At 61.4% G+C, this 12,258-nt stretch carries 7 protein-coding genes; 2 read left to right on the forward strand and 5 right to left on the reverse strand.

Annotated features, from left to right (window positions below):
* Window positions 1-25: 25 nt before the first annotated feature.
* The 3 genes from B8V81_RS06700 to B8V81_RS06710 are packed head-to-tail and all read right to left on the reverse strand — an operon-like array spanning window position 26 to window position 1,796.
* Window positions 26-205 (reverse strand): hypothetical protein, encoded by a 180-nt coding sequence (locus B8V81_RS06700; protein ID WP_028599205.1) that lies wholly within the window; start codon window positions 203-205, stop codon window positions 26-28.
* Window positions 202-966 carry a GNAT family N-acetyltransferase gene (locus B8V81_RS06705; protein WP_180968389.1) on the reverse strand — a complete coding sequence of 255 codons (765 nt, stop codon included), beginning with the start codon at window positions 964-966 and terminating at the stop codon, window positions 202-204. The genes B8V81_RS06700 and B8V81_RS06705 overlap by 4 nt, the downstream gene beginning before the upstream one ends.
* Window positions 963-1,796 (reverse strand): phosphotransferase family protein, encoded by an 834-nt coding sequence (locus B8V81_RS06710; RefSeq protein ID WP_240479030.1) that lies wholly within the window; start codon window positions 1,794-1,796, stop codon window positions 963-965. Before B8V81_RS06710 ends, B8V81_RS06705 begins: the two co-directional genes overlap by 4 nt.
* A 238-nt stretch (window positions 1,797-2,034) precedes the next feature.
* Between B8V81_RS06710 and B8V81_RS06715 the strand changes: the two genes are divergently transcribed.
* Window positions 2,035-2,658 (forward strand): FMN-dependent NADH-azoreductase, encoded by a 624-nt coding sequence (locus B8V81_RS06715; protein WP_028599207.1) that lies wholly within the window; start codon window positions 2,035-2,037, stop codon window positions 2,656-2,658.
* 86 nt (window positions 2,659-2,744) lie between these two features.
* On the opposite strand, the gene B8V81_RS06720 is transcribed toward B8V81_RS06715, so the two are convergent.
* Entirely contained in the window at window positions 2,745-3,626 is an 882-nt protein-coding gene (locus tag B8V81_RS06720; RefSeq protein WP_028599208.1) for an alpha/beta fold hydrolase, read from the reverse strand.
* Window positions 3,627-3,784: 158 nt separating this feature from the next.
* Here B8V81_RS06720 and B8V81_RS06725 point away from each other — a divergent pair, with 158 nt between their 5' ends.
* On the forward strand, window positions 3,785-4,510 hold the full coding sequence (locus B8V81_RS06725; RefSeq protein ID WP_307719985.1) for a MerR family DNA-binding transcriptional regulator: 726 nt from the start codon (window positions 3,785-3,787) through the stop codon (window positions 4,508-4,510).
* Window positions 4,511-4,897: 387 nt separating this feature from the next.
* Here B8V81_RS06725 and B8V81_RS06730 read toward each other — a convergent pair whose 3' ends face one another.
* Window positions 4,898-11,854 (reverse strand): pullulanase, encoded by a 6,957-nt coding sequence (locus B8V81_RS06730; protein ID WP_101808014.1) that lies wholly within the window; start codon window positions 11,852-11,854, stop codon window positions 4,898-4,900.
* Window positions 11,855-12,258 lie beyond the last annotated feature (404 nt).

Raw genomic sequence — 12,258 nt, forward strand, 5'->3', positions numbered from 1 at the left:
TTTCTTTTTGTATCAGCGTAAGGAACTAGAGCCGATGGTTGCGCTTTTCGTCCAGGTAGATGTCCAGCGCGGCGATAGCGCGTTTCAGCAGCTTAATTAGAAGATAGAGCACGTAAAATCCAATACCAATCAATAGCAGGTAGACGATGCCAATGCCAAGGGGCAAAAAGAAGCTAAATGCGGAAAAGCCGGTAGCCGAATTCATTGCTCCTCCTCGGATTCAGCGGCATTTTTTCCTGCCGCAGATTTTGTCGGCCGTTTCAGCCGGGTCGAATAGGGCCGAAAGCCAGCGCTTCTCCAGAAAGCCATCCCTTCGGGATTGCTCTCCAAAACATCGACGGTCACTTCCGTGCCTGCAGAAGCATGGCGGTCCACATACAGCCGGACAGCCTGCTGCCCGATGCCGCTGCGCCGATGCTGCCGTTCCACGAACAGCTGCCGGATCTGGCCGTTCCCATCCTCGCTCCGCCGATGCAGCAGATAACCGGCTGTCCGCTCGTCAAGCATGATCCATTGGGCATGCCACTCCTCCGAGAGGAGCCAGCCGCGCATCCGTTCCAGCAGCTCTTCGTCGCTCATCGGGTTCGAGCTGCGCTCGTCCTCGATCAGCATCCGATTCATCTGCGCAAGTCGCGGCGCATCCTCGACGGCAGCCGGAACCAGCCGCACCTGCGCGCCAGGCCCCGAGCCGTCAGCGCTAGAGACGGATTCTTCTGGTTCGTGCATCCTCTCCAGCTCTTCCTCGATCTCGCGGTTGTACGCCTCAAGCTCGGGATCATGCGTCTCGCGCTCCGCAAGCTTCGCTTCCTCCTCCATCGCCCGCTTCAGCTCGCGCTCCGCGAGCTCCTCCGGCCGCAGCAGGCCGAGCTTTTCGCGAATGGCGGTCAAATCCTCCTGAACCGACTTCGTTTTCTGGTACAGGCTGAACGTCAGCATAAGAAGCGCGATAAGCACGATTAGAATCATGTCCATCCTCCTGGCGTCGCGGCGAGCAGGCTGCGCAGCTGAGCCGCATGCCTGCCGTCGTCGCCACGGTCCATTTCCGCAGCGCGGACCGCGAAGGTCGGAACCATCCAGGCATCCGCCAGCGCCGGGTCCATCCCGGACAGCGAGAAGTACTCCTGGCGATAGTCGTGATGAAATAGCTCCCTGAGCTCGCGCCGGCGCACCCATTCCGGAGCGCCGGGCGGGAGCGACCGCCCCTGGAGCATCATCGAGCTGCGGGCTACATCCGCCGCCGGATCGCCGACAAGCGCGTTCATCCAGTCGATGATGACCGGTCCTCGCGGAGACAGAATGATATTGTCCGGATGAAAATCATAATGGCATACTCGCTCGCCTGCAGGCAGAACGTCCAGCACGGCCTGAGACGCCTGCTTTTCGCTTTCCGTGAGCCAAGGCGCCCATTGGATCATCCGCGCCATATCCGTCTTGAGCTCCGGACCGCCCTCGGCGCGGACGCCGTGCAGCTCGTTCTGCAGACGAGCCATCATCCGGGCATAGGCGGAAACGCTTGCCGCCGACGGCTCGATCGTCCATAGCATCGTCAAGCCCTCGATCCGCTCATAAATCAGTCCCGGCCGACCTTCAAACTCGACGAATCCGCCAAAAGAAGGGGCATTCAAGCCGAGCTTCTGAAAAAAGACGGCCTTGGCCGCTTCTTTCTCGGCTTCCTGACGAGCCGTCGAACCGTCATGGAATAGTTTGACGACCTCCGTTTTTCCCCAGCGGTAAATCGTCGCCGTGTTCCCCCTGCCGATCGGCTCGCCGAGGGTCGAAGCCAACCCATCCTTCAATGAACCCACCTCATTTCGATGGATCTAGCATACAGATTTTTCCTTATCGTGTAAATATGCCGACCGCCCCGGAATCGACACATTGAGATCGCTTCCAACAGGCAAGCTATCGAATCCTCAGGACCGATCCCCAGATCCTGTCCTCAGTCCTAAAAAAAGTTAGTTGCACATTTTTAGTTATCACGCTATACTGTGACTTATTCAGTCACAATTCATTTTCAAGGGAGCGATTTTTTTCATGGCAAATGTTCTATTCATCAAAGCAAACGACCGTCCTTCGGATCAGGCCGTCAGCGTTCAAATGTACGACGCCTTCCTGGACTCTTATAAGAGCACTCATGCCGGCGACACGGTGACCGAGCTTGATCTGTACACGGAGCTCCTGCCGTTCTACGGCAACACGGCGATGACCGCGATGTTCAAAGGCGCGCAAGGCATGGAGCTGACGGCCGAGGAGCAGGAAGCGGCCGATCGCGTCAACCAATACGTCAACCAGTTCCTCGAAGCCGACAAGGTCGTCATCACGGTTCCGCTGTGGAACTATGCCGCTCCGGCTCCGCTGATCAACTATGTCGCATACATCGCCCAAGCCGGCAAGACGTTCCGCTACACGGCGAACGGTCCGGAAGGCCTGGCCAAAGGCAAAAAAGTCGTGCTGCTGAGCGCGCGCGGCGGCGTGTACTCCGAAGGTCCGATGGCCGACTTCGAAGCGGCTGTCCGTCCGCTCAAAGGCGCATTCGGCCTGTTCGGAGCCGACGTGCAAGAGCTCGTCATCGAAGGCCACAACCAGTTCCGCGACCGCTCCGCCGACATTCTGCGCGAAGGTCTGGACAAAGTGAAGGCTGTCGCTTCCGACTTCTAAGAAACGGCTGCAACCACGAACGGAGGATCCCCATGCCTGGCATGGAGATCCTCCGTTTTTTTGCTATTCGGGCGACCGATGCCGGGTCATCGGGGAGCCAGAGCTTTTTCCAGCCAGGGCTTGATCAGCGGCAGCGCGGCGTCCGGCTGCATCGCTTTCACATGGTCCATATCCGCTCCCCGAAGAAGCTCCACCCGCCATCCTGCCTGCTCCATGGATCTCCGATGGCGCTCGATCGGCCCGGCGATATCGACGGTCACGCCGCCGAACCTTTCCCCGTAGGCGATCATGTCCCTTTCTCCGGCAAAGACCAGCCTCGGCATCCCCAGCTTGTCCTGGACGCGCCGATCATCGAAGTCCGCCAGGCTTTCATACAACGTCCGAAACTGCAGCGCGACCTGCGGATCGACCGTGACCGGAGCGCTGTCCCAGTCATGCTCCTCCATGGATGGCGGAGACTCTGGAGGCGGCACGGAAGCGCCAGGCCGCAGCCAGTTCTGCCGGGCCAGCTCATGCGTGCGGCGGGTCACCTCCAGCATCTCTGCATAAGGCCCGTCCAGAGGAGGGAAACCTCCCATGACGAGGCTTTCCATCCGATCGGTGCGGATCGCCACCTGCAAGCCGACCAGAGCGAGCCACGAGTACCCGTAATAACTGAAGCGCCCGACCTCCGCGGCATCCGCGATCTCCAGCATGTCCCTTGCGGCTCGCTCGGCAGTCAAGCCTTCCGGATACGGATTCGAGAAAAGATAGCTTTCATAGTCGAAATATACGACCCGAAACGATTCCGCCAGCCCTTGAACGAACCGCTCTCCAAGAAGCGGGTCGACTCCCCACTGCAAGAGCGCATCGGCCTCCTTTCCGTATACGCTCCGTTTTGCTCCCGGCAGCAGGACGACTCGTCCATCCGGCCTCCCCGCAACCCCGACATCGATCTCCCCGCGAGACAGCTTCGCCTTTCGGTCCATTCGGCATCCTTCCTTTCCTTTTCCCTCTCCTTATCAGGCTACTACATGAAGGCAAGCTTTCGGTTCGACGGGCGGAAAGCCTTGATTTGCGGGTCTCAATCCGGTTCAATGTTGTTGTAGCGCTTCAAGGTTCTACATGAAGGAGGAAAGGTGAGGCGATGCAGAAGATGCAGAAGCTCTACGCGCCTAGCCAGCTGGCCGAGCTCCTGAAGGTCAGCACGACGACGCTGCGCCGCTACGAGGATCTGGGCCTGATCCCGGATGTGCCTCGAACGGAAAGCGGACGCAGAGGCTATGCCGAGCTTCATCGGCAAGCTTTTCAGACGATCCGGGCTCTGCTGAAGGCCGGCTCGATCCCGCTCGCCTACGAAACGATGCGGCTCCTCAAGCAGGGACGAGGCGGGCAGGCGCTGTGGGGCGTCAATCGGCAGCAAGCCGATATCCAGGCGGAAAAGGAGCGGGTCGAGTCGCTCCTCGTCTGGATCCGGTCGGCTGAGTCGGATCCGCCAGAGAGAGCGGACCGCAAGAAAGGAAGGACGATCGGAGAAGCGGCGGAGCTGGCCGGCGTCCGGCCATCCGCGATCCGCCACTGGGAGAAGGAGGGGCTGATCGCCTCCGAGCGGAATCCCGCCAACGGCTACCGCCTGTTCTCGAATCGCCAGCTGCGCCGGATTCTTGTCATCAGCAGCTTGAGACAATCGGTCTATTCGATAGACAACATGAAAAAGCTGCTCGATGAGCTGGACGGCCGGCAGCTCTCCAGCGTCGAGGCTTCCTTCGAGCTCGCTCTGGAGAAGCTGAACGGTCAGCTGGAGCGGCAGTTTCAAGCGATCGCGGAGCTGATGGCTTATCGGAAGCAGCTCATAAAAGCCAGCCTTGAATGAACCGGCGTGGGCGAAAAGGTGACGGGGTTGGTTAAAGGCCCCTGCACCGATTCGTGACCGGAGGCGTACTTGTAAGGATAGGGGAGCCGAAGCCGATGATGCTCGGCCTCCACATCCTCGCCTCCTGTCCGGTCGTTCCCGTGAACAGGTCCAGCAGCCGATAGGCATCTTCGCGCTTCTGCGGGTTGTCTACGCTCTCGATGAAATCCAGCATGCTCGCTTCGGACTGCTTCGTCTTTCAGCTCGTAAGCCATGCGGAGACGCGCCGCTTGTGTGCTTCTCTCCCTGGAAGGCGAAAATCAGCCTGTACCTGAAGACCGAAAAAGGACTGCCCCGTAAGGGCAGTCCTTTTTGCATGCAGCATGCTGCTGGAGTCGCCTCGGCTCGCTACAGCCCGAGACGATCCGCCAGATTGAGGATCGCTTGCGCGCTGTCCGCGCGGCTTGCGGAAGCCGCCGGCGCGAAGCTGCCGTCGGCGCGGCCTTTGAGCAGGCCGAGCGCCAGCGCGTCCTGCACGTCCTTGGCCGCCCATGCGGATACGCGGTCGAGATCGCGGACAGCAGCCGCTTGAGCGGCAGCTGCGGCATCCGCCGCTTGCGCGCGGTAGGCACGGACCAGCATCAGCGCCATCTCCTCGCGGGTAATCGCCGCGTGCGGCTGGAACGTTCCGTCTCCTTTGCCGGTGACGATGCCGTGATGGCGAGCCGCCTCGACGGCGGAGGCGTACCAGGCGCCGGACGGAACGTCGTTGAACGCGCTGCCCGCTGCCGGCGCGTCCAGTCGGAGCGCTCTCGCCAGCATCGCGGCGAACTCGGCGCGGGTGACGGCTTTGGCCGGCGTGAACGTCGTGGAGCTCGTGCCGGCGACGATCTGCTTCGCCGACAGCCGCTTCACGGCCGCTTCGGCCCAGTGGCCGGACAGATCGGCGAACGTCTTGTCGACTTCAAGCGCCGCATAGCGGCTGAAGTGGCTTACGCTGGCCGTCAGACGTCCATCCGCCAGCTTGCCGCCGACGTATTCCGGCTGCTCGCCGGACAGGTAGTAGATGCCGGCCAGCTGCAAGCTCACGCCGGAGTCCAGCGCGAACGTCAGCTGGACCGGAGCTTCGAAGCGATCAAGCGAGTAGGCTTGGCCTGCCTTCGTCACGACGGCGAGGCTCAGCTCCACCAGCTTGCTGCCGAGCTTGACTTCGGCATCCAGCTTCGTCGCCGCTTGATCCGCGGCCGCTACGGCTGCCGCTGCATCCAGATCGGCGGCCTGGAAGCGGAGGTACGCGCCTTCCGACTCGCCTGCCGGCATCAGCTTGGCGAGCTGCGCCAGCAGAGCTGACGGCAGCTGCACCGTCAGTCCCTCGCGCTTCAGCTCCAGCGGCTTCGAGCCCAGAATCGTGCTCGCGTCAAGCGGCAGGCGGACTTCCGCGATCCCAGCTTCAAGCGTGATGGAAGCCGAGGCTTTGAGCGCATCCGCGGTCAGCTCGACCACGTTCTCCGGCTTGGCAGGAGAGGAGCTCGGCGCCGGAGTCGGAGTGACCGGCGACGGTGTCGACGGGTTCTCCGGCGTCGGCGACGGGTTCTCCGGCGTCGGCGACGGGTTCTCCGGTGTCGGCGACGGATTCTCCGGCGTCGGCGTCGGGGTTGCCGGCGTCGGCGTCGGGTTCTCCGGTGTCGGCGTCGGGGTTGCCGGTGTCGGCGTCGGGGTTGCCGGTGTCGGCGTCGGGGTTGCCGGTGTCGGCGTCGGGTTCTCCGGCGTCGGCGTCGGGGTTGCCGGCGTCGGCGTCGGATTCTCCGGTGTCGGCGTCGGCGTCGTTTTCACGCTCGCCAGCACGACCGTGCCTCCATCCGCCATCGCTGGCAGCGAGAACGACACCTTGCCGTCGGCAGAGACCGCGTAGGTCTTGCCGCCATACAGATCCTTTACGCTGCTGCCTGCCGCGAACGGCACGGCCAGAGTCACTTCCTGCGCGGCGGTCTTGACTCCGAGCGCCGTCACGAGCTGCTCGCCTTCATAGCGGTTGAGGAAGGCCATGTAGCCTTTCTCATTGGAAGCCTCCAGGCTGACCCGCTCGCCTTTGGCGTACACTTTCGAATAGTCGGCGCGGATGCCGAGCAGCTTTTGGTAATGCGCCAGCAGCTTGGACTCGGACTCCAGCTTGTCCCACGGCATGTCGCCGCGGTTCTCGCTGAACTCGCCATTCTCGAACTTGCCGCCGCTCTTGCCGGAGCGGCCGAGCTCCTCGCCATAGTAGACGACCGGCTGGCCCTTGGCCGTAATCTGCATGGCCGCGGCAGCCATCAGCTTGGCCTTGTCGCCGCCGACATACTCGCTCAGGAAGCCGTCCTCGTCATGGCTGCTCAGGAACTGCCCCATGACGCGCGTATTGTCCAGCTTGGCGGCGCGCTCCGTCAGATAAGCGTCTGCCGCCTCTACGTTGCCTTCGACAAAGGCCTTGGCCTGGCCCTTGAACCCGAAGTCGAGCAGGCTGTCCATCTGGCCGCTCTGCAGCGTGCCGCCGTCGCTGTCGACGGTCGCGCCGAAGTATTCGCCGATCAGCTTGAAGTTCGGATCGATGCGCGTCAGCTCGTTCTTGAACGCTTTCCACGTCGTGTCCTCGACATGCTTGACCGTATCGACGCGGAAGTAGTCGATCGTATCGCCGCGATCGCTCTTCGCGCGCTCCAGCCAGTCGGTCTGCCAGCGGATGACCTGGCTGCGGACATCCGGATTTTCCGTCAAGAAGTCCGGCAAGCCGGCCAGCTCGCCCTTGATCGCATCCGTATCGGCGGAGAGGCCGTCCGTGCGAAGCATGCCCGCGAAGCGATCCTTGTCTGCCTGCGTCACGCCAGGGTACTGATCTCCGGGCTTCATGCCGTAGCCCGTATGGTTGAGCACGACGTCGACCATGATCTTGATGCCGCGGTCATGAGCCTCGTCGATGAGCTGCTTGAACGTGTCCAGATCGCCGAGATGCTCGTCGAGCTTGGCGAAGTCCTTGGCCCAGTAGCCATGGTAGCCGTACTGCTCGCCGCCGAAGTCGGTGCCTTTGTTGAAGTCGATGTTGTCCACGATCGGGGTGATCCACAGCGTATTGACGCCAAGATCCTCGATGTAGTCGAGCTTGTCGATCAATCCCTGGAAGTCGCCACCATGATACGCCTCCAGATGGTTCTTGTTCACGTTGAAGTTATTCGTCTCGTCGCCGTCCGCGAAGCGGTCGGTCAGCACGAAGTAGATGCGGGACTCGTCGAAGTCGAAGTCCAGCTTGCCGCCGGCCGTGCTCTTCGCTTGCACCGTCAGCTCGGCGCTGCCATGGTGGCGGTTGCCGTACGAATCGACGAGCGTAATCGGGATTGTCTTCTCTCCCGCAGGCACCGAGTCCTTGACGGCGACCGTCTGCTGCATGAGCTCCGTGTCCAGCTTCACCTTGGCCGGTCCGCCAAGCGCCGTCAGATCCAGATAAGCTTCCTTGAATGCAACTTCTTCGGAAGCTTCCGCTTCCACTTCCAGCACGGCGTGCTGGCCTGCAGCGATCGCTGCTGGGGATGCCGATGCGGAGATGGCTACATCCGGCCTTACATAAGTGACGGTCGACTTTCCATCCACCGTGTTTTTCGGATCGGTGATCTCGGCCGTCTGGCCGTTCTTCGTCACCGCGAACGAATACTCATGCGTGCCCGGCTCGATGCCGCTCAGCACGTAGCGGAACAGCTCCTGCTCCGGCACATACGTCATCGCATGCTCCTGTCCGCCGATGAGGAGCTTCACGCCCTCGATCTCATTCATGCGGTTCGTGCGGAACAGCGCATCGTCCCGATAGCGGAACGTGATCGTTCCGTCGTCGAGCGTCGGACCGGTCAGGCTCGGCTTGATGTCGAGCTCGCGGACCATGCTCGTCACGTTGACCTTCGTAAAGGCCTCGCCCGGAACGAGCGGGATGATGCGGTCATCCGGAATATCCTGCTTCGCCGTATTCCAATCGGTGCCTTTGCGAAGCACGAAGCCGACGCTGGTCGCTTGCGGCGCGACCTCGATGAGCACCGAAGCGATGCCGTTGTCGAACGTCTGGAAATCGATTTGGTCGTTCTTGACACCCGTATTCCATACCCACATATTCCAGTCCTTGTAGCTCTTGTCCGGACGGATATAGTTGACCTGCACGTAGCGCTTCTCCGTCGGAGGAGCCGTCTTGCCCTCCGTGCGGATGATGACCGCGGTCAGCGGCTGCAGCGTGATCGAGCCGGACTCGAGCGAGAAGCCGCTCGGAGCGGATACGCCCGCCGCCAACGCTTCGTCGTCGTCCGCGACGACCAGACCGCCGGTCAGGTCTTCGGAGAGCGTCAGCTTCCGGGACTTGCTGTCGGCGTTGACGAACACATAGAAGTCGTCCTTGCCGTCGGAGGACTGGCTCTTGTACGCGATGACCAGATCCTGCGCGTTCACTTCCGGAACCTGGAGCAGCGTCACGTTGCGATCCACCAGGGCCTTGTCGCCGAGGCGGAACGCGTCGCTCGACTGGCGCAGATCGATGAGGCCTTTCGTATACTCGACGGTCTTGACGTTCTCGCCGTAGACGTTCGCATCCGTTGTCTTCGCCCAGTCGAACTTGTTGATCGCGTCGGAGGAGTCATAGGAGTCATGGACGAAATAGCCGAACGTAACGCCTTTTTCATCCTTGAGCTCATGGTACTTCTGCTCCGGCACCCCTTCGCCGAGCCACTGCTTCGTGCGGCCGTATTCCTGACCGGCATGCAGGAACGCAGTCCCTTGAGACGTGAGCGTCAGCAGGTTGCCGAGACGGACGCGCTTCAGAATTTCCTGATTGTTCTCGGGAACGGAAGGATCCTTCTTGATCGCCTGCGCCACGATGTCGTACAGCGGCAGGTTGTCATGCGCCTCGACGTACTGCACCATGTCGCCGGGATCGTCCTGCTTCGTGTTGCCGGCCTGAGCCTTGATATTGTTGAAAATGACGCTGATGTCCCGCGCCCCGCCCGTGATGAAGCGCGGCTCGCCTTCGCTGCCGAAGCCGGACTTCAGCTCGTTGCGGAACTCGTCGGAGAAGACGCCGACATCGTCGGTCTTGTCCATCCAGTCCTGATCGGCGCCGTGGCCCGCCAGGTAAGGATCTGCCTGATGGCCGGCGAACGTGCGCCAGCCTTCGCCGATGAACAGCGCCTGCGGGTTGATCGCCGCGGCCGCGTCGTAAGCGTTCTGGATCGACTCATAGGTCGCGTCGCCCATCATGTCGAAGCGCATGCCGTCGATCTTGTATTCATCGAACCAATATTTCACCGAGTCGACCATGAGCTTCTCGGCCATCTTGCGGTTCGTCGCCAGGTTGTTGCCGAACCCGCCGAGGAAGTTGCCGTTCGGTCCTTGGAACGCATAGTAGTTCGGAACGATGTCGTTCAGGAAGTCCGCCTTGGCCATATGCGTGTAGACGACGTCCAGGATGACGCCCATGCCGGCGTCGTGGATCGCGTCGATCATCGCCTTCAGCTCGCGGACGCGCAGCTCCGGATCGGCCGGATTCTCGGAGTATGCTCCGTCCGGAGAGAAGTAGCTGTGCGGATCATAGCCCCAGTTGTACTCATTGTTCATCGCCGAGTAGGCGAGCTCGCGCTCCTTCATTGCCGCCTCGTCGCCGTAGTACCAGGCCATCACCGGCAGCAGCTGCACATGGGTCACGCCGAGCGACTTGATGTAGTCGACCTTCTGCTTGAAGGCGTCGAACGTGCCCCAGGTCGCTTCGTGGAGGTCGCTCTCGACCGACGGATCGGACGTGAAGTCGCGGACGTGGATCTCCCAGATGACCGCGTCCTCTCGCTTCTCGTAGCCGTCGATGTCGGCGAAGCCGTAGCCTTCCGGATCGGTGCCGGCCAGATCGACGATCGCCGCCTTGCCGACCGCGTCGCCGTCCGCTCCCGTCTCGCCCTTCGTATTGACGTGGAACTCGGCCATCGACTTGGCGTACGGGTCGAGCACGCGCTTCGTCACGCCGCCATTGGTCACTTCATATTGGTAGAAATAGTTCTTGAAATCCGTCACGCCGAGATCGTTCGGCTGGAGCTGGATCGACCAGACGCCGCGCTCGCCTTGGTCGAGCGGCAGGGAGCCGACCTTGACGGTCGCGTCGTCCTTGTCGTAGACGTTGACTGTGACGCTTGACGCCTTTGGCGCCCACAGCTTGAGCGTCGCTCCGCCGGCGGCATAGGTCGCGCCGAGATCGCTGCCGTCGTAGGCGTACAGCTCGTCCATCATGCGCCAGCCGGCAGCGGCGGCGACGGTCTTGCCCTCGTAGGTCAGCTGCAGCGGCGCTTGGGCGTCGGAGAAATCCGCCTGGATGCGGATCGACGTCGCGCTGTCGATCTCGACGGAAGCGATCGAAAGCTGCGCTCCGCTCTTGTCCTTGAGCTGCAGCGCCTCCTTGAGCGCCGCCGTATCCAGACCTGTCGTCAGCGTGAAGTCCGCATGAATGCGGCCACCGGCGAGCAGCTGAGCGGACAGGAGCGCAGGCGCTCCTTCGTTCACCGGCAGCTCGCCGAACGGAGAGATATACACCTTGTCGTCGCCCTGCTTCACGAACAGATGCTTGTAGCTGCTCACGTAGGCGAACTTCTTGTCGCCGCCGTCCTTGCCGGCGTCGCCCTTGGATGGATCAAGCAGCAGAAAGCCGATTTCCTGGGCGTTTTCCTTGAGCTTCAGATCTACGAATCCGCCATAGGCGTCCTCGCCGGAGAACATCGCCGCATCGGTCGGCCATGTGGACGGAGGAGCCGCGACCTCTCCCCACGACCATACGCCGTATTTGGCATGCTCGCCATCGGAGCGCTGATAATGCACGCGCACCGTATCGGCCGGCAGCTCGACCGGCTCGAAGCTATGTACCGCATCTGAGCCTTGCTTCAGCCACACCTCGTTCATCGCCGGCGAGGCCAGCGAGAACTTCTTGTCGCCGGCGTCCTTGTCGCCGTTGGCCGGCTTCATGACGACGAGGCCGACGTTCTTGGCGTCCGCCTTCAGCGGAATATCGACGTACGCTCCGTATCCGTCGGCCTGTCCGGCCGGGAAAGGCGTGCCGCCGTTCGGCCAGTTCGAAGACGGCTGGGCGACGTCCTCGAATTGCCATAGCCCCCAGCCCTCATAGTTGCCGTCCGTACGTTGGTAATGGACGCGCAGATGGCCATCCGCCACCGGCGGCGCCGTTTCCGCCTGCACGGCTGCGTTTTCGCCAGCCGCCGCGTCCGCGTTCGCCTGCACGGGCAAAGCCCCGGCGAACAGCGACAGCAGCAGCGCGAAAATGGCGGTGATGGAAGCGAAACGCTTCGTCGTAGCGCTCATGATCATGTTCAACTAGACCCTCCTCTGAATGAATGACTCCTAAGACAATGATCGTTAAGCAAACGTTTGCATAAGGGTGGAAAAAGATACCCGCTCGTCCAAGGAACGAAGGCAATCCACGGGACGGCAAGCACCAGGATAAATATAAAGCGCTTTCACAGAAAACGTTTGCACAACCTATTCTAGGGATGAAAAGCAAGATCGTCAACTTTAAAATTTCCTCCAAAGCAAAGCGATCCTATCGCGCGAATCGAGAACGAGTCATATCCCGTCATCAGATGACGATGATGAACTTATGCGGAAGCTCGCGGGCATGACCCGACCGCGGACGGTTCATGAACGAAGATTCGTTGGGAGGAGGGGCTGGTTATGCAGCCAGATCGAACTTTTTGACGTCTCAATGATACCAG

This window comes from Paenibacillus pasadenensis (assembly GCF_002864175.1).
Taxonomy (GTDB): Bacteria; Bacillota; Bacilli; order Paenibacillales; family Paenibacillaceae; genus Paenibacillus_O; species Paenibacillus_O pasadenensis.

Bases quoted from the DNA above. Each gene is read 5' to 3' on its own strand.
- B8V81_RS06700 (WP_028599205.1), bottom strand. From the start codon at position 205: ATGAATTCGGCTACCGGCTTTTCCGCATTTAGCTTCTTTTTGCCCCTT.
- B8V81_RS06705 (WP_180968389.1), bottom strand. From the start codon at position 966: ATGATTCTAATCGTGCTTATCGCGCTTCTTATGCTGACGTTCAGCCTG.
- B8V81_RS06715 (WP_028599207.1), top strand. From the start codon at position 2,035: ATGGCAAATGTTCTATTCATCAAAGCAAACGACCGTCCTTCGGATCAG.
- B8V81_RS06720 (WP_028599208.1), bottom strand. From the start codon at position 3,626: ATGGACCGAAAGGCGAAGCTGTCTCGCGGGGAGATCGATGTCGGGGTT.
- B8V81_RS06725 (WP_307719985.1), top strand. From the start codon at position 3,785: ATGCAGAAGATGCAGAAGCTCTACGCGCCTAGCCAGCTGGCCGAGCTC.
- B8V81_RS06730 (WP_101808014.1), bottom strand. From the start codon at position 11,854: ATGATCATGAGCGCTACGACGAAGCGTTTCGCTTCCATCACCGCCATT.